The sequence below is a fragment of the uncultured Imperialibacter sp. genome, assembly GCF_963974565.1.
Classification (GTDB): domain Bacteria; phylum Bacteroidota; class Bacteroidia; order Cytophagales; family Cyclobacteriaceae; genus Imperialibacter; species Imperialibacter roseus.
Genome location: NZ_CAXBCJ010000001.1, coordinates 213092 through 237376, shown reverse-complemented (window position 1 = coordinate 237376; position 24285 = coordinate 213092). Strand labels below are relative to the sequence as shown.

Annotated in this window: 26 protein-coding genes; 11 read left to right on the top strand and 15 right to left on the bottom strand. The window is 45.2% G+C overall.

Going from position 1 to position 24285, the window contains the following annotated elements; genetic code table 11:
- Window positions 1-12 precede the first annotated feature (12 nt).
- A complete protein-coding gene (metF, locus tag AAC052_RS01120) occupies window positions 13-963 on the top strand; it encodes a methylenetetrahydrofolate reductase [NAD(P)H] (RefSeq protein WP_317490363.1) in 951 nt (316 codons plus the stop codon).
- Window positions 964-966: 3 nt separating this feature from the next.
- Here the strand turns inward: metF and AAC052_RS01115 are convergent, their stop codons facing one another.
- A complete protein-coding gene (locus AAC052_RS01115; protein WP_317490364.1) occupies window positions 967-2049 on the bottom strand; it encodes a PP2C family protein-serine/threonine phosphatase in 1083 nt (360 codons plus the stop codon).
- Window positions 2046-2402: a hypothetical protein gene (locus AAC052_RS01110; protein WP_317490365.1), complete on the bottom strand. Its 357-nt coding sequence runs from the start codon at window positions 2400-2402 to the stop codon at window positions 2046-2048. Before AAC052_RS01110 ends, AAC052_RS01115 begins: the two co-directional genes overlap by 4 nt.
- Before the next feature lie 121 nt (window positions 2403-2523).
- Here AAC052_RS01110 and AAC052_RS01105 point away from each other — a divergent pair, with 121 nt between their 5' ends.
- Complete coding sequence (locus AAC052_RS01105) at window positions 2524-2949, top strand: hypothetical protein (RefSeq protein ID WP_317490366.1); 426 nt, start codon at window positions 2524-2526, stop codon at window positions 2947-2949.
- A gap of 53 nt (window positions 2950-3002) precedes the next feature.
- A complete protein-coding gene (locus AAC052_RS01100) occupies window positions 3003-3395 on the top strand; it encodes a DUF1987 domain-containing protein (RefSeq protein ID WP_317492343.1) in 393 nt (130 codons plus the stop codon).
- Here the strand turns inward: AAC052_RS01100 and AAC052_RS01095 are convergent.
- A complete protein-coding gene (locus AAC052_RS01095; protein WP_317490367.1) occupies window positions 3358-3915 on the bottom strand; it encodes a hypothetical protein in 558 nt (185 codons plus the stop codon). The two genes, AAC052_RS01100 and AAC052_RS01095, sit on opposite strands and share 38 nt — an antisense overlap.
- Window positions 3916-3920: 5 nt before the next feature.
- Window positions 3921-4511, bottom strand: a complete 591-nt coding sequence (locus AAC052_RS01090; protein ID WP_317490368.1) for a SiaB family protein kinase — start codon at window positions 4509-4511, stop codon at window positions 3921-3923.
- 110 nt (window positions 4512-4621) lie between these two features.
- Between AAC052_RS01090 and AAC052_RS01085 the strand changes: the two genes are divergently transcribed.
- The gene (locus tag AAC052_RS01085) at window positions 4622-5467 is read left to right on the top strand and encodes a hydroxymethylglutaryl-CoA lyase (RefSeq protein ID WP_339810268.1); all 846 of its coding nucleotides are present in this window, start codon (window positions 4622-4624) and stop codon (window positions 5465-5467) included.
- Between the two features lie 3 nt (window positions 5468-5470).
- Here AAC052_RS01085 and AAC052_RS01080 read toward each other — a convergent pair whose 3' ends face one another.
- The 7 genes from AAC052_RS01080 to AAC052_RS01050 form a co-directional block, all read right to left on the bottom strand.
- A complete protein-coding gene (locus AAC052_RS01080) occupies window positions 5471-6526 on the bottom strand; it encodes a hypothetical protein (protein ID WP_339810267.1) in 1056 nt (351 codons plus the stop codon).
- Complete coding sequence (locus AAC052_RS01075; RefSeq protein WP_339810266.1) at window positions 6523-7161, bottom strand: hypothetical protein; 639 nt, start codon at window positions 7159-7161, stop codon at window positions 6523-6525. The genes AAC052_RS01080 and AAC052_RS01075 overlap by 4 nt, the downstream gene beginning before the upstream one ends.
- A gap of 58 nt (window positions 7162-7219) precedes the next feature.
- Window positions 7220-8284, bottom strand: coding sequence for a DnaJ domain-containing protein (locus tag AAC052_RS01070; RefSeq protein WP_339810265.1), 1065 nt, complete (start codon window positions 8282-8284; stop codon window positions 7220-7222).
- A 12-nt stretch (window positions 8285-8296) separates the two neighbouring features.
- On the bottom strand, window positions 8297-9400 hold the full coding sequence (dprA, locus tag AAC052_RS01065; RefSeq protein ID WP_339810264.1) for a DNA-processing protein DprA: 1104 nt from the start codon (window positions 9398-9400) through the stop codon (window positions 8297-8299).
- Window positions 9397-9744: a MerR family transcriptional regulator gene (locus AAC052_RS01060; RefSeq protein WP_152000468.1), complete on the bottom strand. Its 348-nt coding sequence runs from the start codon at window positions 9742-9744 to the stop codon at window positions 9397-9399. Before AAC052_RS01060 ends, dprA begins: the two co-directional genes overlap by 4 nt.
- Before the next feature lies 1 nt (window position 9745).
- Window positions 9746-10942, bottom strand: coding sequence for a CapA family protein (locus tag AAC052_RS01055; protein ID WP_317490374.1), 1197 nt, complete (start codon window positions 10940-10942; stop codon window positions 9746-9748).
- A 139-nt stretch (window positions 10943-11081) separates the two neighbouring features.
- Window positions 11082-12059, bottom strand: a complete 978-nt coding sequence (locus AAC052_RS01050) for a peptidoglycan DD-metalloendopeptidase family protein (protein WP_339792036.1) — start codon at window positions 12057-12059, stop codon at window positions 11082-11084.
- A 233-nt stretch (window positions 12060-12292) separates the two neighbouring features.
- Here AAC052_RS01050 and alaS point away from each other — a divergent pair, with 233 nt between their 5' ends.
- The 3 genes from alaS to AAC052_RS01035 are packed head-to-tail and all read left to right on the top strand — an operon-like array spanning window position 12293 to window position 17542.
- The gene (alaS, locus tag AAC052_RS01045; RefSeq protein WP_339810262.1) at window positions 12293-14935 is read left to right on the top strand and encodes an alanine--tRNA ligase; all 2643 of its coding nucleotides are present in this window, start codon (window positions 12293-12295) and stop codon (window positions 14933-14935) included.
- Between the two features lie 14 nt (window positions 14936-14949).
- The gene (gatB, locus tag AAC052_RS01040; RefSeq protein ID WP_339810260.1) at window positions 14950-16404 is read left to right on the top strand and encodes an Asp-tRNA(Asn)/Glu-tRNA(Gln) amidotransferase subunit GatB; all 1455 of its coding nucleotides are present in this window, start codon (window positions 14950-14952) and stop codon (window positions 16402-16404) included.
- A 28-nt stretch (window positions 16405-16432) separates the two neighbouring features.
- Window positions 16433-17542 (top strand): TlpA disulfide reductase family protein, encoded by a 1110-nt coding sequence (locus tag AAC052_RS01035; protein WP_339810259.1) that lies wholly within the window; start codon window positions 16433-16435, stop codon window positions 17540-17542.
- A gap of 21 nt (window positions 17543-17563) precedes the next feature.
- Here AAC052_RS01035 and AAC052_RS01030 read toward each other — a convergent pair whose 3' ends face one another.
- From AAC052_RS01030 to AAC052_RS01020, 3 genes are all read right to left on the bottom strand, one after another.
- Window positions 17564-17743: a hypothetical protein gene (locus AAC052_RS01030; RefSeq protein WP_339810258.1), complete on the bottom strand. Its 180-nt coding sequence runs from the start codon at window positions 17741-17743 to the stop codon at window positions 17564-17566.
- A gap of 2 nt (window positions 17744-17745) precedes the next feature.
- On the bottom strand, window positions 17746-17916 hold the full coding sequence (locus AAC052_RS01025) for a hypothetical protein (RefSeq protein ID WP_339810257.1): 171 nt from the start codon (window positions 17914-17916) through the stop codon (window positions 17746-17748).
- A 108-nt stretch (window positions 17917-18024) separates the two neighbouring features.
- Window positions 18025-18690, bottom strand: a complete 666-nt coding sequence (locus tag AAC052_RS01020; RefSeq protein WP_339810256.1) for a DNA alkylation repair protein — start codon at window positions 18688-18690, stop codon at window positions 18025-18027.
- A gap of 63 nt (window positions 18691-18753) precedes the next feature.
- Between AAC052_RS01020 and AAC052_RS01015 the strand changes: the two genes are divergently transcribed.
- Together AAC052_RS01015 and AAC052_RS01010 are read left to right on the top strand one after the other, a co-directional pair.
- The gene (locus tag AAC052_RS01015; protein WP_339810254.1) at window positions 18754-20640 is read left to right on the top strand and encodes a M1 family metallopeptidase; all 1887 of its coding nucleotides are present in this window, start codon (window positions 18754-18756) and stop codon (window positions 20638-20640) included.
- 492 nt (window positions 20641-21132) lie between these two features.
- Window positions 21133-21528, top strand: a complete 396-nt coding sequence (locus AAC052_RS01010) for a hypothetical protein (RefSeq protein WP_339810252.1) — start codon at window positions 21133-21135, stop codon at window positions 21526-21528.
- Between the two features lie 37 nt (window positions 21529-21565).
- Here AAC052_RS01010 and AAC052_RS01005 read toward each other — a convergent pair whose 3' ends face one another.
- Window positions 21566-21967, bottom strand: coding sequence for a hypothetical protein (locus AAC052_RS01005; RefSeq protein ID WP_317490383.1), 402 nt, complete (start codon window positions 21965-21967; stop codon window positions 21566-21568).
- A 114-nt stretch (window positions 21968-22081) separates the two neighbouring features.
- Here AAC052_RS01005 and xerA point away from each other — a divergent pair, with 114 nt between their 5' ends.
- Window positions 22082-23212, top strand: a complete 1131-nt coding sequence (gene xerA / locus AAC052_RS01000) for a site-specific tyrosine recombinase/integron integrase (RefSeq protein ID WP_339810250.1) — start codon at window positions 22082-22084, stop codon at window positions 23210-23212.
- Between the two features lie 210 nt (window positions 23213-23422).
- The gene (locus AAC052_RS00995; RefSeq protein WP_339810246.1) at window positions 23423-24277 is read left to right on the top strand and encodes a hypothetical protein; all 855 of its coding nucleotides are present in this window, start codon (window positions 23423-23425) and stop codon (window positions 24275-24277) included.
- The last annotated feature ends 8 nt before the right edge of the window (window positions 24278-24285 follow it).

Genomic DNA, 24285 nt, shown 5'->3' with positions numbered 1-24285 from the left:
AATAGCTGAAAAATGAAAGTAGTAGATCATATTAACAACGCTAAGAAAACCCTGTTCTCTTTTGAGATTTTGCCTCCGCTAAAAGGGCAGAGTATGCAGGCGATCATCGATACTATAGAACCCCTGATGGAGTTTAAGCCTCCTTTTGTAGATGTAACTTACCACAGGGAGGAGTACATGTACAAAAAACGCCAGGACGGGCTTTTGGAGAAGGTGACGATCAGAAAAAGACCCGGCACAGTCGGTATTTGCGCCGCCATTATCAATAGGTTTAAAATCGACGCAGTTCCTCATATTATTTGTGGAGGATTCAGTAAAGATGAAACTGAGGATGCACTTATTGACCTGGACTTTCTTGGTATTGATAACGTGCTGGTGTTAAGGGGTGACCCAATTAAGTCGGAGGGGGCCTTCGTAGCGGATCCCAACGGGCACAGATATGCTTCGGAACTGCTGGAGCAGGTGATCAATATGAATAATGGTCGTTACCTCCACGAGGAAACGGAAGGCAACCACACCAATTTTTGCATCGGAGTGGCAGGGTACCCTGAAAAACATTTCGAAGCGCCTAACCTGTCGACGGACATTCGCCATCTGAAGCGAAAAGTTGAAATGGGAGCGCAGTATATTGTTACTCAAATGTTTTTTGACAACAACGAGTTTTTTGCTTTTGAGAAAAAGTGCAGGGAAGAAGGCATAACAGTGCCCATTATTCCCGGCCTCAAGCCGATTACCTCTGTCCGTCAAATGACGGCATTACCTCGGTCGTTTTTCATCAACTTGCCCAACGACCTGGTGAATGAACTGGAAAAATGCAAGGACAATAAGGCTGCCAAAGCGGTGGGTATTGAATGGTGTATTAATCAGTCGAAAGAATTGATGGCCAGCGGAGTGCCGGTGCTGCACTACTACACCATGAGCCGTGCTGAGTCGGTGAAGGACATTGCATCTGCCTTGTTTTGATTTTCATTTTGAAAATCCGAACACCACAATATCGTCAGTTTGATCTGCTTGCTCCCTCCAATTGTTGAATATTTGGGAAATAGCGTTAGCGGATAATGGAGTTGTTGAGCGAAGGGCCTCAGCTAATCTTACTCTGCCCATTTTTTTACCTGTTCTGCTAAGTTGATCAGTTAAGCCGTCGGAATGAGTAAAAATGGTGGTGCCGGGCTTAAGTACCAAGCGCCGGGATCGCAAGTATCGAAGTACCCTATCGGGTTCAAAATGAGCACTTTTCATTTTTAGAAACTGAAATTTAGAGCCTATTACATAAACTGGGAGGCCCGTGCCGGAATATTGCACTTCATTTGACTGAAGGTTGAATTTGAATACAATCATTTCATTTCCAATACCGTATCCCTCAGCCAGTTTTTGATGCTGCATGTTGTTAAGGCTGGAGTATAATTTTTTTATGAGCTGATGGGGCTTCATTCCATCGTCAAAAATTTGATTGATAATTGAAAGAATACTTACCGTAGCGAGAGCGCCTTCCACGGAATGACCGGTGCAATCTCCTATTGCAACCCATATTGCTTCTTTCGTTTGTTTACTCCAATAGTAGTCGCCGCCTATTTTATCTTTTGGCTGGTGCCATAAAATAGTTTGTTCCTCTCCAAGAAACTTCCCGGGGTGTTGAAACAGCATTTCCTGAATTCTTTTAGCAGATCCGAACTTGTCTGATGATGCGCCTTTGTCTGAAAGCTGGCTTCTATCCACTTGGAGGCTCTCATTGTCAGGAAGTAAGAATTTCAGATAAAAATGGAGTTTTGAGAATGCTTCTGCGGTACTCAGTAGAAAAAACCAAATATTATCATTTAGACGGGTACAGTAAATATACTTGCCGTCATTGTATTGATTAATGAAATATCTAATTGCCTTCTCATCATCATTGGCGGAAAAGTATAGCCGCATAATGATTCCCTCCAGGACATCAGGATCGGTATCACTTCTCTGAAGATAGATGTCCAGTTTTTCGTCGATGATAAAGCCTGCATCTTTCACTTCTGGAAAATGATTACGAACATTCTCTACCAATTCAACTGTGGTCATCTTGTTTGATTTTCAGACGTAAATTCATTAAGAAATACTTTTTGGTAGGTGTCGAACATCTGTTTAGCCAACGCCTTATTAGGAAACTCATCGGTGGTGAAAACAGATAGAAATGTGGTAGGATCTATAAAAAAAACGATAACAGTGCCATGATCGCTAAAAATATATGAGAACTCAATGTCAAATGACTCATCAATCCCAAGTATGGTCATCTCATTCAGAGATCTTATGATCTCAGTATTTTCACCGACACTAATATCTAGTGAAGTTTCAAGACTTTGCAATGTTGCCCCTTTTGCCCCTGGGTAGGCTTCGAGAAAGCTGTGCGTTAGAGTTATTAAATTTTCGGTCATCGAAAACGATTTAAGTAATAATGATTTGTGTCAGGATTTGTTTAAAATTTTTTTCATCCCGCTCAACAAATTGTTAAACAATACAAAACAGTAAATGTTACTACACATATAAAGAAGCATTATGGAGATTGAAGGTTTTACTAAGGTTTTTGAAAGTGAATTTGCCAGGTGTTACGTAGCACCTGAGAGGGGGATAGTCTTGTGTAATATGAAAGTGGGGTATGTGCCAATTTTGAACTTTAAAGAGACATTTCAGGTGCTGGCAGAGGAGGTGATGAAAGGCGGCTTTACAAAATTTGTTTTCGATAAGTCGTCACTCAAAACTTTTCACCAACCATCTATGAAATGGTACTTTACAGAGTGGAAAACAAAAATGCTCGAGTACGGACTTCACAAACATTTCAAAGTCCTTCCTGAGATAGACTGGTTCAAAAAATCGGTTGAGGCTGCGAGAAAGCCTCTGCTAAAGCAGTTTCCTGACGAAGTTCTTAGCAAATTAAGAATAGAGTACTTTGATACCGTTCAGCAGGCAATTGATGCCGAATGAGCGAGGCTATATACAAGTTCGATACTAACTAGTACAACATCCAGCCTTTGACTATGAAAAGATTCAATATCACGGGAACGAAATACACCCCGGATATCTCGTTCGACCCGAACGTTGCTTCATTCAGCATCAGTGGAGTTTCCACCCCTGAGAATTCGTTAGATTTTTATCAAAGCACCTATCGAATTCTTGAACAATATGCTCTGGAGGGTTCACAAAAGCTGGAGGCGAATATTCGTCTGGTATACTTTAACACCAGCAGCGCCAAGTGCCTTTACGACATTTTCCGAAAACTGGTATCAGTTAGTTCTAGCGGTAAGCAAGTTATTGTCAACTGGATTTATGATGACGATGATGAAGATATACTAGAATCCGGGGAGGATTACAGTGAGCTTTTACCGCTCGAATTCAGGTTCGTTCCAGTTCCGCCAGGCTCAGATCGTTGAGGCTCGGTTTTAATTTCTTGGATACTTCAACTCTCTCCCTGTCCCGGATTATTTTTTTCTTTTCACGGGTCATGAAATAATTCTCCAGACGGGATTCAAGAAGTTTCATGCCAACAGCGATCATAACTTTAATTGACAGGTCGATTACGAAGCCCATGTTGATTGTATTCAAATAATCATCCAGCAGGTACTCTTCCAATACCAGTAACAGTAAACCTACTGATAGCATGACCGAACTGGCCTTCTTCCCAAGTTTGGCCTTTGCCAGGTTGATTAGCGTTTCCTCCAGCTCTTCATTTTTTGCTTTAATTTCCTCGTTTTTTGATCCAATCTCATTATTGGCCTCTGCCAGCTTTCGCTGAAGCCTGTCACTTACTTTTGTTACCAGCGTTATTTGATCTAATACGCCTGAGTAGTCTTTAGAAATAAGCCTGACATCTTCGTATTTAAGCTTTTTCTGATCCAGTTTGTTATTGAAGTCATCAAGCTTGGATCTCTCCTGTAGAAACAGATCTTTCATCGTGGTTACTTTGTTAAATTTTGTCGATCAACTATTTCAGTCCTGGGAATCCTAGCCGTGAGAGTAAAGAGGGAGTAGCTGTCATTTATTTTCTGGAATAGATATTCCAGCTTCTGTGTTGTTTTTCGGGCAATCTCAATGTACCCAAGACCCGCCGTGCCCTTTTCGCTGAACCCTTGTTCGGATAGTTTATTCAGATACAGCTGCCTGAGCTCCTCGGCACTTTTGCTATTTATTTCATCGATTTTTCTTCCGATTTCCTGCTCTTTCAAGTGCGAGACGAAGTTGCTTGTTTGAATGACAAAGTGACGTTTCAGCATATACACTACCACAGTGACTGACTTTGCGTCTATTTTGGTAATATTTTCATTATCAGGCGCTACTTCCTCGATATGGTAATAGAGATTCTGCAAACACTCCATTGCCACAGAGTAAAACCTCTTTTTTACCTTTTTTTCCTCTTCAAGTGAAGTAAGCTTGTTTTCCAGGCAAGCGGTAATGGCATTAAGTAGTTCAAAAGTCATGTCTCCTGAATACAAAATGATTATATTTTCGCCATGTATATTTTTGTACTTTTTGAGTTCTGTTTTGCTCATGTTTGAAACTTTGAGACTACGCTGCGCTGGGGATTCAGCCCTGCATTCATACCACACCTAACCAGCAGATAAGGATTATGTTTTGTTGTAATTAAAATGAAACTAACATCATGAAGATTATTGAATGCCCCCGGGATGCGATGCAAGGCTGGAAAAGCTTTATTCCCACGCAAAGTAAAGTTGATTACATCAATCAACTGCTTAAGGTAGGCTTTGATACGATAGACTTTGGGAGTTTTGTTTCTCCCAAAGCTATCCCGCAAATGAGGGACACAGCGGAAGTGCTTTCACAGCTTGACCTTTCCAATTCCCCGACAAAGTTATTGGCCATCGTTGCCAACCTGAGAGGGGCCGATGAGGCCTGCCAGCATCCGGAAATTCATTATCTGGGGTTTCCACTTTCACTCTCAGAGACCTTCCAGCAAAAAAACACGAACAAGTCTATTTCGGAGGCATTAGACACAGTTCAGGAGACTCAAAACCTGTGTTCCAAATACGATAAGGTGTTGGTGGTATACCTTTCCATGGGGTTTGGTAATCCCTATGGCGATCCGTATGAGCCGAGTCTTGTGGCGGAGTTTGTTAATAAGCTGGATGCAATGGGCATTGAAATTATTTCGTTGTCCGACACAATCGGCGTTTCGTCGCCGGCTAATATCAAAGCTTTGTTTCAGGAGGTCATCCCAGCGTTTCCCCATATCGAGTTTGGTGCTCATTTACATTCGACAAAGGAATCGGCGTGGGAGAAGATAGTAGCTGTGTATCAGGCCGGGTGCCGACGAATGGATGGAGCCATCAATGGCTACGGCGGTTGTCCCATGGCGGAAGACGACCTCGTCGGGAATATTGCTACGGAAATTGTAGTTGACTACCTGATCACGCATAATCACAAACTGATTTACAACTCTTCGGAACTCTCGAAATCTTTGTTGATGTGCCAAAAAGTATTCAGCTGAGGATCACTGAATTTTTGTGGCAGTCCAGGTACTTGTTCTTCTGAGGGTGACTCCATCCCAAGATCCGTCATATCTGATAGTTCCGGCAGAACCTGTCGTTGAACTAACTATCCCCCGGTAGACTACGTCTGCCACAGCTCCACTTCGTGACCAGCTAAAGTTACCTACGAAATTACCGTATTTGTCTATTTTGAAACTAAAAGGGATGTTGGTTCTCGTGACGTCAAGTGGTGGCAGCACCTTCCAGTTGTAGAGCCCGCTGGCGTCAAACTCATCGGGGTCGGTTGTGCTTAGCGTCACGGTGAAGGTGAAATCTGATCCGTCGGAAGCGGTGCCGGCCCAATTGCCAAGGATTGTTTCGGGCGTGGCCCGGGTGTATTTTTTAGTTTTCACAGTAAAAGCCTCAGGTACAATTGCGTCTGTTGCTTTTACTACCACCGAGTTTACACCATCAATAGGTAATTGCACAACTTGCTCAAAATAGCCAGACGGATCGAACGAAGCTGGTTCCCCCTGAATGTATAGTAAAGCATCAGTAGCGACGTGGCCACTGACGATGCCTTCTGAAGTAAACACGAGCTGGTCTCCTGGAGAATCAATGCTGAGGAAGGGAAGTCCAACAACGTTAAAATGGCTGGAATTTGAAGTGATTTGCTTTGAAGCGAGTCTGCAGCGGACGTCAGCGTCGCCACCACCTATTGGAGTTACCACGCCATTTTCTACTGTTACTACCGAATTATCAGAGGATGACCATTCCAGTTTCATGGCATCTATCGTCCTGTAAGTAGTATCGTATGTGATGGTTATTTGCGTTTTTTTACTGAGGAGACCGGCTACCTCCAGCGTATCAAACTGCGCCACCACAAACTCGCCTATTGCAGCAACAGTTTTTGTGTTAGAATACTGGACAAGCACCGTGGTGTCCCCTGACGGGTTGAGCCGAATAGATTTCAAATCTTTAAATTCGTCAGGAATTTCCTCCACTGGGTTTATTGGTGTGTCGGTGCAGGAGAAGAGGCCCAGAAGTGTAAGTAAAAAAAGTAGCTGGAGATTTCTCATCTGCTAAAGTCTGCGATGGTTTCAATTTTAGCATTTAGCGCAAGCCCAAGTAAAACGCCACCCATTTTAGACGAACTGCCAGCTAAACCAGGCAGGTTTTCCTTGTAGTTGGCGTTCATCCATTCAACTTGAGCATTTATCGACATGTATCGGAAAATATCCTTTTCGATACCGAAGACCAGACCAATCCCGGAAGACTTAAGCTCTGTTTGACTATTGAATTCCGCATATGCCGGATTATTAACATCGATCGTTTCCTGGCTTTTGAAAGCACAATAGCCAATTTCAGTAAAAAGATTAATGCGGTTTCGTGACAAGTACCAGCGGGCGCCGTAAAATTGCATGCTTTGCTGCCACGCAGCCGTTGGTGAAAGACTAACATTGGCAGTATTGATGACTTCCGGAGTGCCATCGGTTTTGTATTTTTGATACTTGGCGGTTAGATAAAACCAGTTTTGCCCTACACCTGCGTGGAAGCCAATAGGAAAGACGTCGTTTTTATACACACTGGAAACGTTGTCAGCCGATGGGAAGAAAACCCCACCGTGAACCCCGGCGAATGCCCCAAAGCCATTTTGAGCAAAAGAAATGCAGGGCAAAAAAGTGAAAAAGAGCAGAGTAAAGTATCTGTACATAGGTTCGGTCAATCCGAATATAAGAATTATATCGAAAAACCTTGTTATTTACTGAGTATTACTGGCAGAATTTTAACCAGGCATCCTTCCCGCCCTTCGATCCCAGCTTTTCGGCCTCCAAAAAGTCCCGGCAGGCAAGCTCAGGGTACTCAGTTTCAAGAAGAGCCATTCCTCTGAGGTAGAAGCCAGTGCCTCTGTCTTTGCTCGAATATTTGAGAAATGAATTGAAGTCAAGAACAGCAATATCGAAGTTTTTGAGCTGATAGTGGCAATAGCCCCGCCCCATAAAGCAGTCGGAATAATCGGGGTTGATTTCAAGAGCATGAGAGAAGTGCCTGACGCCGTTTTCATAGTCTTGCTTGCCAAATGTGCTGACTTCACCCAGGTAGTAGTAGGCGCTGTCCCAATTTGGTTGTTTCGTTAAGGCGCTGTAAAAAGCGCTGTCGGCTTCATCAAACCTTGATGAATTTTTAAGTGCAATGCCCTTTTTTAGATAAAAGAAAGCACTGTCTGCTGCTGTTTCGGAGTAACTGAGCCCCCTGCTGATGTGGGGTAACGCCTGATTGAAAAACTTCAGGTTTTCGGTCATCAGCCTGGTGATTAACCTGGCGGTTTCAAGGTTTCTGACGCCTACGCCCCGGTAGGCATACTCTAGCTGTTTTAGTGCGGGCACCCACTGCTTGCGGTCATAGAGTGCTTTGCCCTCCTTGTAGTTATGAATGGAGGCGTACACCTGCAGCGTCATTGGTATAGCGACAACCAATATTACCAGAAGAGCCATGAAGGCACTCCCCATTATCTTGGTTCTTCTGGAGAAGGCGGTTGGCTCCGGCGGCTTCCGTGCTCGTGCTTTGTTCCTTTTAAAATAGGGGTCACGATCTCTTGGGGAACCGGATGAGGGTGAGGGTGGTTTCGGTTGACTGAATTGCTCGTATGTAAACGTAGCACCACCGCTGGAAAGTACCCGGTAAGCTTCCGCAACCTGCTTGAACCTCTCCTCGGCATCTGTATCCCCCGGGTTTCTGTCAGGGTGGTATTTGAGTGCCAATTTCCGGTAGGCAGCCTTTATTTGCGCTTGCGTGGCACCGTACTGAACACCTAATACCTGATAATGGTCTGCCATTTTTAAGTGTTTTTACCTGATAAGTTTAAACTGCTTTCCAGGGAGGGACTTAACAAAACCCTCAAACTCCAAATTTAGCAATTCGGAGGCTAGTTGATGAATCGGTATTTGTGTGTTCCAGCTCAAAGTGTCCAAATGGATGCCATTGGGCTGTTTCTCCAGCGAATCCCATATTTTGGAAGCCATTTCGCTTAGGGCCGGCGGCTTGGTTGCGGTCTTCTTTTTTGTGGATGAAGCAAGATCCCAATTGAGCAGAGAAGCAAGACTTTCGGCTGACGTGTAGATGTGGGCTTTCTGTTGTTCTATAAGCTTGTTGCAGCCCTCTGAAAAACTATTGCCCAGGTTGCCGGGTATAGCGAGCACCTCCCGGTCATAGGAATTGGCAATTTCGGCTGTGATAAGCGCACCACCACGGCTGGCGGCTTCTACCACTATCACCGCTTCGGCCAGGCCGGCTATGATCCTGTTTCGTGCCGGAAAGAACGACGCTTCAGGTTTGGTTCCGGGCGCATACTCTGTCACCAAACCGCCCTTTTCAAGCATTTTGTGTGCTGTTTGTTTGTGCACCGACGGGTATATGACATCAGTGCCAGAGGCCATTACGCCAAATGTAGAAAGAGCGTTGTCAAGTGCTGCCCTGTGGGCTTCTATGTCGATGCCGTAGGCCAGGCCGCTGACGATAAGCGGATTGTAGGGAATAAGCGATTGAATAATTTCACGGGTAACCTCCCTGCCATAATCGGTGGCACTTCTGGTGCCAACAATAGCCACCGCCTTTGTTGTGTCCAGTGTTCCAGCCCCCTTTTTGAAAATTATCAGGGGGGCATCGTAGATGTGTTTCAGCCGCTCAGGATAGGCCTCATCGGTAAAAAATATGGCTTCGGTATCCTGCTTTTCGCAGCTCTCCAGCACTTTCTCGGCTTCTTTTAAAAGGTCGGCCTGAATCAGGGCTTCAGCTGTTTTCTCTCCAATGCCGTTGATCTTTTTTAGTTTTCCTTTAGGCGTTTTAAAAATAGAAGAGGCTGATCCCAGATGACTGATGAGCATGCGTGCCATGCGGGGCCCAACTCCCGGAACCAATTGGAGGGCTAATTGATATAACTTTTCTTCTGTCAATCTTTCTGTTCTAACTCGCCTCTTAATTTAACGAGGAAAGACCTGACATTCTTCAATCCATCAATCATTTCCAGTGTATCCTTCGCTTTTTTTGCGTTTGTTTTCAAAAAATCCCGTGCTCCCTGCAGGGTATAGCCCTTTTCTTTTACCAGGTGGTAAATCAGCTTTACATTTTCGAGGTCTTCTTTGGTGAACTGTCTGTTTCCCTTTCGATTTTTCTTGGGTTTGATGATGTCGAATTCAGTCTCCCAAAACCGAATCAGGGAAGTGGCTACATCCATCATGTCAGCTACCTCGCCGATGGTGTAGTATTTTTTCTCGATCTCTTTTTCTTTGTATGGCACGTTAATTATTGATTTTAAAAGTGATCAAACCATCATCTAAAATTTCCAATGCTGTATCAGGAAAGTCCTGCAAGGTTAGCTCTTTTATTTTACGAAGCACTTTCTGATTCTCGTCGACCAGTGGCCCCCCTGAGCCCAGCTGGTGAGTGGAGAATATCTGGCCCTGCAGAAAATCACCCTCTCCATTTACCCATAGCTTTACAATGGGGGCGATGCCATTGGGACCCTTAAGGTTAAACCGGCGATAGGTGCAAAAATTGCCCATGCTGTACGCAATAAATTTTCCTTCGTAAAGGTCAATAGCTCTGGTTACATGTGGGCCATGGCCAAAAACGATGTCGGCACCGGCGTCAATAACCAACCGGGCAAATTCATACACATTACCCCTGTCTTCACCTACAAATGACTCTCTTTTTCGGGTAACGTGCTGAAATTCTGGCCCCTCACCACCTGCGTGGAAAGAAACAATCACTATCTGGCACGTTGAGTCAAGGTGTTGAATGATCTTCCTGGCCCGTGCATAGTCGTGAATGCTGATGGTACCTGTGTTGGGTGCGAAGGCTGCAAAACCTATTTTGGTCTTTTTAGCTTCGAAGATTGTGTAGGGCGTTGATTGAGTGCCTGCTACGGCAATACCCAACTTCGTAAGCACTTCGATGGAGCTTTTTCGGCCTTCCGGGCCAAAATCACCAGCGTGGTTATTGGCCAGGCTCATCACATCGAAGCCAGCTTCTTTCAAATGAACTGCATAGTGTTCCGGTGTCTTGAAGAGATAGCAGAGCTTTGGATTGTTACATTCCTTGGGTGTACCTTCTTCGTCAATAAGCACTCCTTCGTAGTTGCCGAAAGTAATATCTGCATTCTTCAATATGTCTGCTACATCGCTCAACAGCATGCTGCCATTTGCTGGTGGCAGATACTCTTCAGAGGGATATGCTGTTCCCAGCATAATGTCGCCCACGCCAATAACGGTCAATGTGTCGGGCACTACTTCGAATACTTCAAGGGCTATCTCCTCACCAATTTTTTCAAGCGTGTCACCCTTTGAGGTTACGTACACCGGGGCCGGTGCCGACACAACAACCGTGTCTTTCGCAACTGGAGCAGGGGTGTTATCCACCGTTGAAGCCAGCCTGCTAGTTTTGCAGGAAAATGCCGCTAACGCCAATAGTATTACGTACCCTGATTGCTTGAACATGGTTTGGATGGTGAGTCACAAAAATAGGGTATCGGGCTGGAAGTGGCTTTTCAATTCACATGAAATTTATCCACAATTTATAGACACAAAAAAGGCAGCCTTTCGGGAAAGCTGCCTTCATGTTCAGATTCAACTGTTTTTATCCAAGTGATTGGTTTTCAACAGAGGCGAGTCTGAGAATTTCTTCATACTCTTCAGGTGTAACCCCCTGGAAGAAGTAGTGGACGGGGTCAGTGGCTTTGCCATTAATGTGCACTTCGTAATGCACGTGAGGAGCGGTAGACTTTCCGGTGCTTCCAACAAAGCCGATTGTCTCACCTCTTTTTACCCTCTGGCCTACTTTTACGTTTTGCAAGTCCATGTGACCGTACAGGGTTTCGTAGCCAAAGCCATGGTCTATAACCACATACTTGCCGTACCCGCCAAAGTCATATCTGACAGATTTTATGACACCATCTCCTGTCGCATAAATAGGTGTGCCTCTTTCTGCAGAGAAGTCAACACCAGCGTGCATTTTAGACGTTTTCAGGATGGGGTCAATTCTTATTCCGAAACCCGAAGCCAGGCGCTTCAACTCCTTGTTGGATATTGGTTGGATAGCAGGTGTGGCAGCCCAAAGTTCTTCTTTGTTCTTGGCCAGTTTCATGATTTCGTCAAACGACTTGGTTTGAATATACATCTGCTTCTTCAGCTTGTCGAGTTTCTTAAATGACTCCACAATCAGTTCCTCACGCTGAAGGTCAGACTCTATCATTTCTTTGTAGCGGTTAGCACCCCCAACTCCCGCTTCTCGTATCGACGATGGGATGGGTTCAGCTTCAAAAATAACCCTGTAAATCTGATCATCCCTGTTTTGCAGGGAGGCAAGCATGTCCTGAGTCTCATTCATGTCCTTCTTGAGAAGCTCATAGTACATGTTCAATTCCTCATTTTCCTTCTTAAGGAGGGCCTCTTTAGGAGAGTCAAAATAGGTGTTGTAGCCCAAAAGAATGCCGATAGCTAAAATTAAGGCGACAGTAAGGAAGCCAAGAAGGTTAAGGAAAATATCCCAGGAGCTGACCTTGACACGCTCATATTTGCATGTTTCGGTGTCGTAGTAATATTTTATCCTAGCCATAGGTTGACAGTTAGTCTTTTATTATAACTTTGCTTCTATATAAGCGAATCTCACCGCTTTTACGAAAAAATTTGAATTGCGTTATAATTCTGGCGCAATATAAGAATTTTTAAACATATTCTGGATATTTCCCAACCTCCGGCAAGTTTGACAGCAGCATAAACCCCTTTAGTTATTGATAAGTAAGCTGTACAATTCTAAGATGCTACAGTTTATCAGACCATTTTATTCAAATGACAGCAGTAGAGATAAGACAGCAGTTCCTTCAATTCTTTGAAAGCAAAGGCCATAAAATAGTGCCTTCAGCCCCCATGGTGGTGCAAAACGACCCTACATTGATGTTTACCAATGCGGGCATGAACCAGTTCAAAGACTACTTTCTTGGGAACAAAGAGGCGCAGGTAAAGCGAATTGCTGACACACAGAAATGCCTGCGGGTGTCGGGTAAACACAACGACCTTGAGGAAGTAGGGTTGGATACCTACCACCACACCATGTTCGAGATGTTGGGCAACTGGTCGTTTGGAGACTATTTCAAGAAAGATGCCATCAACTGGGCGTGGGAGCTGCTTACTGAAGTGTACAAACTACCAAAGGACAGGCTGTACGCCACTGTGTTTGGGGGTGATGAATCGGAAAGCTTAGAGAAAGACAACGAGGCATTTGAGTTATGGAATGCTCATTTGCCGACCGACCGGGTGCTCGACGGGTCCAAGAAAGACAACTTCTGGGAAATGGGTGACACTGGTCCCTGCGGTCCTTGCTCAGAATTACATATCGACTTAAGAGACGAGGCTGAAATAGCAAAAGTGCCAGGAAGGGAGATGGTCAACATGGGCCATCCGCAGGTAGTAGAGATTTGGAACCTGGTATTCATTCAGTTCAATCGGGTGTCGGACGGAAGCCTTAAACCGCTACCAGCTAAGCATGTCGACACAGGCATGGGCTTCGAAAGGCTGGTGATGGCTTTGCAGGGTAAAAAGTCGAACTACGATACCGACGTCTTCCAGCCAATGATCGCTGTTCTGTCTGAAAAGGCAGGAGTGGCATATGGCGACGACGAAAAGACGGACATTGCCATGAGGGTGATTTCCGACCACATCAGGGCTATTTCGTTCGCTATTGCCGATGGACAGCTGCCATCCAATGTAAAGGCTGGCTATGTGATAAGAAGAATTTTGAGACGTGCGGTTCGCTACGGATACACATTCCTGAAGTTTAATGAGCCGTTTCTACATACTTTGGTGCCGGTGCTTTCCGATCAGTTTGCTGGTGTGTTCCCCGAGCTGGTTGGGCAAAAGGACTTTATTGCCAAAGTAATTTTTGAGGAAGAAACATCTTTCCTGCGCACACTTGACAAGGGACTCAAGCGGATCGAGGTGATTAAGCAGTCGCTGAAAGGGAATGAAATCAGCGGTGCCGTTGCTTTCGAGCTTTACGACACTTACGGGTTTCCGCTTGACCTAACGGCATTGATTGCCAGAGAAAATGGACTGACGGTTGATGAAGCTGGTTTCCAGGCGGAAATGCAGCAGCAGAAAGACCGTTCGAAGAAGTCGTCCAAAGTATCGACCGGCGACTGGGTGGAGGTAAAGCAGCAAGAGGAGCTTGGTTTCATTGGCTACGACAACCTGGAAGCGGTTGCTCAGGTAGTAAAATACCGGGAGATAAAAGACAAAGGCAGCAAGCTGTTTCAGCTTGTGCTTGACAACACGCCGTTTTATGCGGAAAGCGGCGGACAGGTGGGCGACAAAGGCATGCTCATCTCCGGCGATCAAAAAATAAAGGTGCTGGACACGAAAAAGGAAAATGACCTGATCATTCACTTTGTATCCGAGCTTCCTAAGGATCCGACTTTGCCTTTGCAGGCAAAAGTCGACATTTATAAAAGACAGCTGACAGAGAATAACCACAGTGCTACCCACTTATTGCATGCAGCGCTCAGGCAGGTGCTCGGCACGCATGTGCAGCAAAAGGGCTCATTGGTGTCTCCCGATGTGCTTCGTTTCGATTTCTCTCATTTTGCCAAAATGACGGATGAAGAGATCAGAGAAGTGGAGGCCATTACCAATAAGAAAATAAGAGAAAACATAGCGCTGAATGAGCGGCGCAATGTGCCCATTGCCGAGGCCAAACAGTTAGGGGCTATGGCGCTGTTCGGAGAAAAGTACGGTGAGTTTGTGCGTGTCATCACCTTTGATCCTCACTATTCTGTGGAACTGTGCGGAGGTACCCATGTGCGTGCCACTGGCCAAATCGGTTTCCTCAAAATTGTCTCCGAAAGCAGTGTGGCTGCTGGTGTGCGACGCATTGAAGCAGTAACGGCCGATAAGGCAGAGTCACTGATCATTGAGCAGGACATGCTGATGAACGAGATGAAGGAATTGCTGAAGAACCCGAAAGACATGGCCAGGGCTGTGGCACAGCTGCTTGAGGAGAAGCAAACTTTGACAAAGGAGCTGGAGGGGTATCGCCTGAAAGCGTCGCAAGGGGTGAAGCAGGACTTGCTCAAAGAAGTGAAGGCCATTGATGGCATCAGCCTGCTGGTGGCAGAGGTGACATTGCCAGATGCCGACAGCTTGAAAAAATTGGCTTATGAGCTCAGAAATGAGTTGAGCTCACTGGCTATGGTGCTGGCAGCGAATATTGACGGCAAGCCTCAGGTAGCTGTGATGTTCGACGATTCGCTTGTGGAAAAATTTGGATTGAACGCCGGGCTCATGGTGCGTGACCTGGCCAGAGAAATACAAGGTGGTGGAGGCGGACAACCGTTTTTCGCTACTGCAGGAGGAAAAGACATTAACGGATTGCCCAAAGTGGTGGAAAAAGCAAATGATTTACTGGCAAAAGCGCTTAATTTGAGCTCTCTTGCTTAACCGAAGTGCATCTAATGAGTGATTTGAAGGACAAGAATAGCTTTGAGGCCGTTATTGGACTGGAAGTGCATGTGCAGCTGCAGACTAAAAGCAAGGTGTTTTCACCGGATGCCAATAAGTTTGGTTCAGAACCCAATCAGCACATCCATGTGATTAGCCTGGGGCATCCGGGCAGCATGCCGAAGTTGAACAAAAAGGCACTGGAGTACGCCATTGAAATGGGGCTGGCGTGTCACAGCGAAATAGGTCGCTATAATTTCTTTGACAGGAAGAACTACTTCTACCCCGACCTTCCAAAAGGCTATCAGGTGACGCAGGACAAAACACCGATTTGCAAAGGAGGTTATGTCGAAATTGGTTTCGATACCAACACTCCGAAAAAGATCATGCTCCATAAAATTCACATGGAGGAAGATGCGGGCAAATTGATGCACGTCGATGGTAAGGATATTTCGGCAGTGGACTACAACCGGGCTGGTGTGCCTTTGATAGAGATAGTGACTGACCCCATGATTACCTCATCGCAGGACGCCGGTGCTTTTCTTACTGAAATAAGAAAAATGGTGCGTTTTCTGGGCATTTCCGACGGTCATATGGAGGAAGGCTCTTTGCGTTGCGATGCCAACGTGTCGATTCGTAAAAAAGGGGTGACCACGCTGGGCAACAAAGTAGAAGTGAAAAACCTCAACAGCATCAGGTACGTGCAGAAGGCGATTGAGGTAGAAATAGAAAGGCAGACCAACCTTACCTTACAAGGGAAAAAGATCATTTCAGAGACCAGGCTGTTTGACCCCGAAAAGAACCAGACTTACGGCATGCGCATGAAGGAGGAGCTGAACGACTACAGGTATTTCCCTGAGCCGGATCTGGCTCCCTTTGTTGTGGATGACACCATGCTGGAAGACATCCGCAAAAAGATGGCCAAGCTTCCCCGGCAGTACTACGACGACTTCACGCAAAAGTATGGCCTGCCAAGCTACGACGCACTGGTGATCACCGAAAAAAGGGACTTTGCGCACTTGTTTGAAGAGGCCATTGCTCATACCACTTGCTATAAGCAGGTAAGCAATTGGCTCATGGGGCCGATTAAGAGTTACCTGAAGGAAAACGGCACCTCCCTGCGAAAGCTTTCGCTCACAGGCGCTATGCTGGCCGACTTGGTCAATCTGGTGGAAAAAGGAACAGTGAGCTACACCGTGGCCTGCCAAAACATATTTCCGGAAGTAATAAAGACCGGGAAGGCACCTCACGACATAGCGCACGACATGAACCTGGTGCAGGAGTCGGACAGCGATGTGCTGATGCCTGTGATACAAGAAGTGCTCGCCCAAAATGCGGATAAGGTGGTCATGTATAAAAACGGTAAAAAAGGACTGCTCGGCATGTTTATGGGGGAGGTAATGAAAAAAACCAACGGAAAGGCCGACCCGAAACTAACTAACCAGCTTTTGGTTGAATCATTGGCTTAGAAGTCTTGTTAGAGAAAAAAACAGAAAGATGATAAAGTATCTTGTAGTAGCATTAACAGGAGTTTTATTTATTACCTCTTGTTCTGAGGGTACAACTCAGGAAGGGCTGAAAATTGCCGGAAAAGTAAAATTCCCGCAAGAAACAGGCATCATTCAACTGGAAATGCTGGGCCTCGAGGGAATTGACCCTATAGATACGCTCACATTGGCCGCCGACAGTACGTTTGAAACCTATGTGCAAATCACTGAACCTTCTTTTTTAAGGATCAACTTCTACGGCAAACAGGTGGTGCCATTGGTGTTGGACAAAAGCGATGTTTATATAGAGGTGGAGGCTTATTCGCCGCAGGCCCCGTTCACTGTGACTGGCTCAAAGGACACGGAATATTTCGAAGCCGCTGGTAAGCTCAATGCCAAGTTTCAGTCCGACGTGCAGATGATTAACAATGACTACAGCCAGGCAATGATGTCGGGAGATCTTGAGACGGCTGATAAAATACGGGAGCAATATATCGATATAGAAGAGACCTTTAGTAAAAAAATGAAGGCGCTTATTTGGTCGATGGATAATTCAGTGTCGGCCATATTTGCTTTGAACTACCTGGACGATGATGCGCAGTTTCCGTTCTTCGACAGCGTAGCAACAAGGTTTCAGAATGGCCTGCCCGAATCCCGCTTCACCAAGGAACTGGTGACAAGGGTAGATGATATGAGGCCGCTGGCAGTGGGGGCAATGGCTCCGGAAATTAACCTTCCAAACCCTAATGGCGAATCAATTAAGTTGTCATCACTAAGAGGAAAATACGTGCTGGTGGACTTTTGGGCTGCCTGGTGCAAGCCATGCCGTCAGGAAAACCCGAATGTGGTGGCTTCTTACAACAGGTACAAAGACAGGGGTTTTGAAATATTGGGTGTTTCTCTTGATAGAACAAAGGATGCCTGGCTGAAGGCCATTGAAGACGATGGCCTCACCTGGAAGCATGTGTCGGATTTGAAATACTTTAATTCGGAAGCGGCTGCTACCTACGAAATCAATGCTATTCCGGCTACCTACCTAATTGGGCCTGATGGTAAGATTGTAGCCAAGAACCTTAGAGGAGAGTCATTGGAGAGGAAGCTTGAAGAGATTTTTGGGTGAGATTTTCATTGATTGCTAAGTTCAAGCTTTGCTTTCAAGGAACTCAAGTCGCCGGTTCATGATGGCCATTTCTTCCATTCTTAATTTTCTGTCTTCCTTCAAGGCATTCATGAAACGCTCGTTTTGAGCATCCAACTCTTGCTGCCTTTGCTTGCGTTCGTGCTCCAATTCGGACTTTCTGTTCTTTTCTTCCTTTTCCATCCTTAAAAGGACTTTATCCATCCGTTCCCCCTGGTCATCGAGTTTCCGAAAGATCCCATTGACCACCTTTTATTTTCAACAGCGTAGTCTTTCAATGCGTCAATATCAGCAGTAAGCTTATCAATGGCTTTCAGGGTATTACTCAGCTGTTCTTCTATTTGATTGACTCGCATATTTAGTCTTTCGTTATTCACTCAGTATAAAAGTAACTTTTTTGCCATTTGCTTCAAAGTGGCCTTTGATAGCACACAAACGAGCTTATTTTTTGTTAGACGGATCATTCAGGGTCGCCTCTTTTCCAACTCCCGAATCACATCACTGGCAATCCACTTGCTGGTCTTGTCATCTCTGGTCCGGAGCTTCCTTGCCAGTTCAATCACCTCGACAGTTAGATGAGGTCTTTTCTTCCCTACCTGCCTCATTGCCCAGCTTATTGCTTTTTTTATGAAATTCCGGGGGTCGTTGGCAACCTCAATTGCTGTACGGAGCATAGAGCGTAGTTCGTCATCGGAAACATTGTTCTTTTGGTGCATGGTGGCTTCGGCTATTAGCACAATGCCTGCCCTTCGGGTGAACTCATGTTCAGAGGGAATCCATTCGGCTACTTTGCTTTTCCAAAAAGGAGTATAAACGAACAGGTTACCGCAGCACTGGTCGCACACATCCCAGGAATACATGTCTGCCACCCACGCATCCATTTGCTCAGTGGTCATTTGTATCGGGTCGCCAACCATGCTGGCCAGCACCTTTGCCTCATGAATATCCGTTTGCCAGAGCTGAAGCGCCAGGGTGTGGTTCTTTTTGATGCTTTTGGCTATTTTGCGAAGCTCAGGCGTTTTGATGCCCAACGCTTTTTCTGAGGGGATGCCGAATCGCTCTACGCCTTTCTTCGTCCCTTCATCCGCCAGATGTTTTAAACCACTAATAACACTTTCTACCGTCTCCATAAATTGATGTTACTGTTTCTGGCTAAACTTACTACTTTGGCAAAATAACCTTTTATCAAACCAATGACTCGACCTACAAACTTAAATTTAGCCCTGCTTTTTACCTTTTTAACAACGGCTGCGCTCGCTCAACCCGACAGGTGGCAGCAGCGTGTAGAGTACACTATGGACATTGACATGGATGTATCTGCCCATCAGTTCAAGGGTAAGCAAAAGCTCGTTTATTACAACAACTCTCCTGACACGCTCACGAAAGTGTTTTATCACCTTTACTTCAATGCTTTTCAGCCGGGAAGCTCGATGGACGTTCGCTCCCGAACCATCGCTGACCCGGACAGGCGGGTGATGGATAGAATTTACCATTTGAAAGATGACCAGATCGGCTATCAAAAGATCAACAGCCTGAAGCAAGATGGCAAAGTGCTTTCGTATGCTGTAGAAGGTACGGTGCTGGAGGTGAACCTGGCCAAGCCAATTCTTCCGAAAAGCAAAGTGACTTTTGATATGGAGTTTGATGCACAGGTACCCTTGCAGGTTCGCCGCAGTGGCTGGGCCAACAAGGAGGGGGTGGAATACTCTATGGCGCAATGGTACCCAAAAATGGCTGAATATGACTACGAGGGCTGGCATGCCGATCCTTACGTAGGCAGGGAGTTTTACGCTCCATGGGGCGATTTTAATGTAAACATTGCGATTGATTCTGCTTATATGATAGGAGGCTCAGGCTATTTGCAGAACCCGGAGCAAATTGGCAAAGGCTATGCAAAGCCAGGGACTACTATTAAAAGACCGAAAGGGGGCAAGCTGACCTGGCAGTTCAAAGCTCAGAACGTGCATGACTTTATGTGGGCTGCCGACCCTGACTATCTGCACGATGTGGCTCAGGTGCCTGGCGGGCCTGCCCTGCACTTCTTTTATCAGGGTGACACGCTGGTGGAAAACTGGAAGGAGCTTCAAGGTATTGCAGTAAAGGCATTCGACTTCCTGAGCAAAAACTTTGGCAAATATCCCTACGACAAGTTTGCTGTGGTGCAGGGAGGCGATGGTGGCATGGAATACCCTATGTCAACTTTGATTACCGGGCATAGATCAGTTCGCAGTTTGGTAGGTGTGACTGTACACGAAGCACTTCACAGCTGGTACCAGGGGGTGTTGGGCACTAACGAGTCGCTGTACCCATGGATGGATGAGGGTTTTACTGACTATGCCACGCAGATCACCATGCACTACCTTTTCGATGGGCCGAACGGTGGTAATTACATCAACCCGCTGGAGGGCTCGTATCGTTCTTACTTCTCACTGGCACAAAGCGGCCTCGAGGAACCTATGTCGACACATTCCGATCACTACAATACCAACAGAGCTTATGGCTCGGCTGCCTACTCCAAAGGGGCTGTTTCGCAACATCAGCTGAGCTATGTGGTTGGTCACGAAACCTTCATGAGGGGATTGCGGAGGTATTTTGATACCTGGAAGATGAAGCACCCCAATATGAACGACTATATCAGGATTCAGGAAAAGAATTCAGGCCTGGAGCTCGACTGGTACTACGAGTACTTTGTGAACTCCACCAAGACCGTTGACTATGGCATTAAGTCGGTAGAAGAGCAGGGAGATCAAACAAACGTTACGCTTGAGAGAATTGAAAAAATGCCGATGCCTATAGAGCTGTACGTGGAATATGCTGATGGCAGCAAAGAGTTGTTTTATATTCCATTGGATTTAATGAGGGGGGTGAAGGAACATGACGACCCGAGCATTCCACGCACGATCCTTACCGACTGGCCCTGGACGCATCCTTACTACACGTTCAGCATTCCAAAGAAGCCGAAGGACATCAGGTACATGGAGATTGACCCAACGCAACGCATGGCTGACACTGACCGCACCAACCAGAGCTACCCGTGGCGCTCAGCAGTGGAAGCTGAGGGAGAACCGGTGAATAAGTAGAGCGACATGCCGCTTTCTTTTTAGCGGTAATTGCGAAGGCATCGATGAATTTTTCAAATTGTGCGTACTGGTAAAATGCCTGTGGCCATCTGCTTGATAAGAACGGTACTTATTAAGCAGATGGCCACTTTTGCCAGGCGCTGAGCCTGCTTGCCGAGCGATAGCAAATATGAAAAACATAACCACCTTTTAATCAGAAATTTCGTATACTAAGAAAGGCGGTCACTGCCATTTATTCCTTTCTGTCTCAAATATCCACTTTTCCTCGCAGCGTAGCAGTCGCTAGTTTGCTACGTAGCAAACATACCATTTGCTACGTAGCAAATGTCTCAATTATGGCTATCTTGCACCTTCTACATAGCTATGTTGCAGGTGCAATGTGGCTATGTTGGCAGTCCATTGTAGCTATGTTTGGCATCGGCCTTTACCTGACGTTAAAATCCTTTATTTTTCCATTGCCAGGGGTTGTTTTACAAATTAGAAATGACGGAAATGATAAGAAAAACCTATGGCATTATTGCCAGAACTGAGGCTGGAAAGCCGGCTGGCGGCCCACCCAAATATTACCCGGCGTTGCTGCCTCTGCGTAAAGCCACCGAAGAAGACGTGATGCTGAGGATGGAAAGGGAGTATGGCATCAAGCGTGCTGAATACAAGCGCTTTATCATGGCTCTGGAAGATATGATTGTGAAGTTACTTGAAACGCATAACCATATTGAATTGGGTGCACTGGGCTATGTGCGGCTGGAGATCCAAACCAGCGGAGCCGATCGGCCCGAATTGGTCACTCAACAAAACGTCAAGAAGGCCACGTTGCATCTGCGCTTCAGTCAGGTGATCAAGCAGGGGTTGAAGCAGTTGCGATTTGAGAAAGCGAGCAGCAGATGAATGCAACGGGTTTGATTGGAGAATAGGAGTCAGGCCTTCAAGTGTCGGTCTTCGAAGGTTTCAGCGCCAGTTTTTCCCCCATGTAGTCCTGCCAGGTGATGAGGAGGTATTTTTCCTTGCCGTTGTGGGTGATGCCCAAAAATCCGATATCGTAGCAAAAGAGGTATGCGTCGCCTTTTGGGTTTTTCCAGAAATGGGTAAAAAGGTGTGGGTTGAAGCCTTCGTTGTGGAGTATCTCCCGCCGAATGGTGGTAAGGCCGCTCACGTTGTATTTTTTCAGGATCTTACGGTTGATTTTCAGTTGCTTGTCGACCTGAATGAAAAATTGCTCGTTGTCCATCCGTCGTTCGTACTGTTTTACGGTACGGCATTCGATGGAGCAGTAGACCTTGTCGGATCGACCTTTGACCACAGCACCGCAAACGGGACAAACTCTCATAGCTACTAATTTACATTCCTGCACCAATTTACCCTCATAATATACTCATAATATGAGTATATTATGAGTATACTATGAGTTTGCGGTTTCCTTTTTTGCGGTTATTGCCACCTCATGGAAAAGCTGCAAAACATTACGTTAAGGCATCTTTACTTCAACGAAGAGAAGTATATAGGCATTCAATTTTACCCACATAAAGTGGTGCAGGCACTGATAAAGGAGCTTCCCGAGCCGAAATGGAGTAAAGAGCACAATATGGTGTGTATTAAGAATACGCCGCAAAACCTCACTGCTATCTTTAATAAGTTCAAGGGGGTGGCGTGGGTTAATTGTAGTTACTTTTTTAAAAACCGGCCTGTTAACACACATGGAGATGGGAGTGGTGATGTCTCCTGGGTGGAAAAGCGCCGAACTGCAAAAGACTACAGGCCTTGTCCGCATGAGTACCTTCAAAAGCTGGCTTTGAAAAAGTACTCAAGCAGTACGATAAGGTCCTACGTGATGTACTTTGAACGATTTATTAATCATTACAAACACCTTGAAATTAATTCGTTGAATGAGCTTCATATCAGGGCCTTTCTTGAGCAAATGGTAAAAAACAAATCATCCAATTCAGCCCTAAACATGGCTGTGAATGCCATTAAATTTTATTTTGAAATAGTGCAGGATATGCCTAATCGGTTTTATGAAATTGAAAGACCAAATAAGGAGCAAAAGCTACCAAAGGTGCTTTCAAAAGAGGAAGTGAAGGCGATTATTGCCAATACCAACAACATCAAACACAGGTGTATTGTGGAGCTTTTATACTCAGCGGGGTTGCGTCGCAGTGAGTTGATCAATTTGAAGATCAGTGACATCAATAGTGATCGAATGATGGTAAGGGTAGAGGGAGGTAAAGGGAATAAGGACAGATTCACGCTGCTGTCGGCAACCGTGTTAGCTAACTTGAGAAGATATTTTGTGCAATGCAAGCCGAAGACCTATTTGTTTGAAGGTGTTGGTGAAGCACAGTACAGTGCAGCTAGTGTCAAGGCTATTGTAAGTAAGGCCGCAAAAAAGGCTAAAATATTGAAACTGGTTTCTCCTCATATGTTGCGTCACAGTTTTGCTACTCATTTATTGGAGAGCGGTGCCGATTTACGCCAAATACAGATTCTTTTGGGGCATAACAGTTTAAAGACGACAGAAATCTACACACATGTTGCTTCCCATACTTTTAATAACATCAAAAATCCACTAGATTGACCAAAAGTTACAATGGGTATATGGCCAATAGCCATACCGAATTGTTGTGAGTAACTGACTATAGAATATTTAAAGACTACCAAGAGTAGCGTGGACAGGTGTCCTAGATTGAAGAAGCTTCTGCTGATTCAGTGTACCGGGTTCGATTCCCGGCCGAAGGAGTAATGAAAAAAGTACTTCTTCGGCCAGGTTTCGATACTAATAATCAAAATGACAGAGCAAGAAGTTGAAACCTACTTTCAGTACCATAATTCCAATATAAAGTCTTTAAAAATTGGATACGATGAAATACGCTCTCAGATCATAGGGCTATATAGGAAGGCAAATAAGTCTGGTGACCTAATATTTGGTCTTCCCAATACTCATAACCACAAAATTGAAACACGGGAAGTTGAATTGGCTCTAGGTAGGATATTATCTGGTATACAAGTGTCATGGGCAGAAGAGAGCATAAAAAGACTTTTGTATGAACGTCAATTGTTCTCTGACAATCAACGAATTTATCTTCTTAAGCAGCCTGCACTGGATCAACGCTGGTTAAAAACATTAAAAATTGCCTATTGTATAGCATATGATTTAGTCCCAACTGGTGACGAAATCTGTACCACAGTAAAAATTAAGCGAGAGAGAAATAATTTAGGAGATGAACTTGTCGATCAGTACTTTGAACTTCGAGGAATTATTACAAACTATTTGGTTCCGAATATTACCATTAGAAATAAGGTGCAACATGGTGAGTGGAAATTTGCATTTAAACCTTCGTACTCCATAGAATTCAGTCAAGATCTTACGGACAAAGTTCGTGTTGAAAACATTATAACAACTACCTCAAGATTTACCATCGTCAATGCTCTATATCAGATGATGGTCGATTTAGGTAGGTTTCGAAGCGATAGTTTTGCCTTAGACTCTATAACAACTCCATTCGAATTTTTTTATAAGCGCTACATGAGAAAAATAAAGTTTGAGGTCGAAAAAATCACAGACCATAATCTTGAGACATTTATCGATGAAATAGTTCAAAAGGAGCTAAGAGGTATTCAGTACAGAAATAATACGGCATAGAAATACCT

What these genes read in the sequence shown, in the direction of transcription:
- metF (WP_317490363.1), top strand. Translation starts at nt 13, where the DNA reads ATGAAAGTAGTAGATCATATTAACAACGCTAAGAAAACCCTGTTCTCT.
- AAC052_RS01115 (WP_317490364.1), bottom strand. Translation starts at nt 2,049, where the DNA reads ATGACCACAGTTGAATTGGTAGAGAATGTTCGTAATCATTTTCCAGAA.
- AAC052_RS01110 (WP_317490365.1), bottom strand. Translation starts at nt 2,402, where the DNA reads ATGACCGAAAATTTAATAACTCTAACGCACAGCTTTCTCGAAGCCTAC.
- AAC052_RS01105 (WP_317490366.1), top strand. Translation starts at nt 2,524, where the DNA reads ATGGAGATTGAAGGTTTTACTAAGGTTTTTGAAAGTGAATTTGCCAGG.
- AAC052_RS01100 (WP_317492343.1), top strand. Translation starts at nt 3,003, where the DNA reads ATGAAAAGATTCAATATCACGGGAACGAAATACACCCCGGATATCTCG.
- AAC052_RS01095 (WP_317490367.1), bottom strand. Translation starts at nt 3,915, where the DNA reads ATGAAAGATCTGTTTCTACAGGAGAGATCCAAGCTTGATGACTTCAAT.
- AAC052_RS01090 (WP_317490368.1), bottom strand. Translation starts at nt 4,511, where the DNA reads ATGAGCAAAACAGAACTCAAAAAGTACAAAAATATACATGGCGAAAAT.
- AAC052_RS01085 (WP_339810268.1), top strand. Translation starts at nt 4,622, where the DNA reads ATGAAGATTATTGAATGCCCCCGGGATGCGATGCAAGGCTGGAAAAGC.
- AAC052_RS01080 (WP_339810267.1), bottom strand. Translation starts at nt 6,526, where the DNA reads ATGAGAAATCTCCAGCTACTTTTTTTACTTACACTTCTGGGCCTCTTC.
- AAC052_RS01075 (WP_339810266.1), bottom strand. Translation starts at nt 7,161, where the DNA reads ATGTACAGATACTTTACTCTGCTCTTTTTCACTTTTTTGCCCTGCATT.
- AAC052_RS01070 (WP_339810265.1), bottom strand. Translation starts at nt 8,284, where the DNA reads ATGGCAGACCATTATCAGGTATTAGGTGTTCAGTACGGTGCCACGCAA.
- AAC052_RS01055 (WP_317490374.1), bottom strand. Translation starts at nt 10,942, where the DNA reads ATGTTCAAGCAATCAGGGTACGTAATACTATTGGCGTTAGCGGCATTT.
- AAC052_RS01050 (WP_339792036.1), bottom strand. Translation starts at nt 12,059, where the DNA reads ATGGCTAGGATAAAATATTACTACGACACCGAAACATGCAAATATGAG.
- alaS (WP_339810262.1), top strand. Translation starts at nt 12,293, where the DNA reads ATGACAGCAGTAGAGATAAGACAGCAGTTCCTTCAATTCTTTGAAAGC.
- gatB (WP_339810260.1), top strand. Translation starts at nt 14,950, where the DNA reads ATGAGTGATTTGAAGGACAAGAATAGCTTTGAGGCCGTTATTGGACTG.
- AAC052_RS01035 (WP_339810259.1), top strand. Translation starts at nt 16,433, where the DNA reads ATGATAAAGTATCTTGTAGTAGCATTAACAGGAGTTTTATTTATTACC.
- AAC052_RS01030 (WP_339810258.1), bottom strand. Translation starts at nt 17,743, where the DNA reads ATGGAAAAGGAAGAAAAGAACAGAAAGTCCGAATTGGAGCACGAACGC.
- AAC052_RS01025 (WP_339810257.1), bottom strand. Translation starts at nt 17,916, where the DNA reads ATGCGAGTCAATCAAATAGAAGAACAGCTGAGTAATACCCTGAAAGCC.
- AAC052_RS01020 (WP_339810256.1), bottom strand. Translation starts at nt 18,690, where the DNA reads ATGGAGACGGTAGAAAGTGTTATTAGTGGTTTAAAACATCTGGCGGAT.
- AAC052_RS01015 (WP_339810254.1), top strand. Translation starts at nt 18,754, where the DNA reads ATGACTCGACCTACAAACTTAAATTTAGCCCTGCTTTTTACCTTTTTA.
- AAC052_RS01010 (WP_339810252.1), top strand. Translation starts at nt 21,133, where the DNA reads ATGATAAGAAAAACCTATGGCATTATTGCCAGAACTGAGGCTGGAAAG.
- AAC052_RS01005 (WP_317490383.1), bottom strand. Translation starts at nt 21,967, where the DNA reads ATGAGAGTTTGTCCCGTTTGCGGTGCTGTGGTCAAAGGTCGATCCGAC.
- xerA (WP_339810250.1), top strand. Translation starts at nt 22,082, where the DNA reads ATGGAAAAGCTGCAAAACATTACGTTAAGGCATCTTTACTTCAACGAA.
- AAC052_RS00995 (WP_339810246.1), top strand. Translation starts at nt 23,423, where the DNA reads ATGACAGAGCAAGAAGTTGAAACCTACTTTCAGTACCATAATTCCAAT.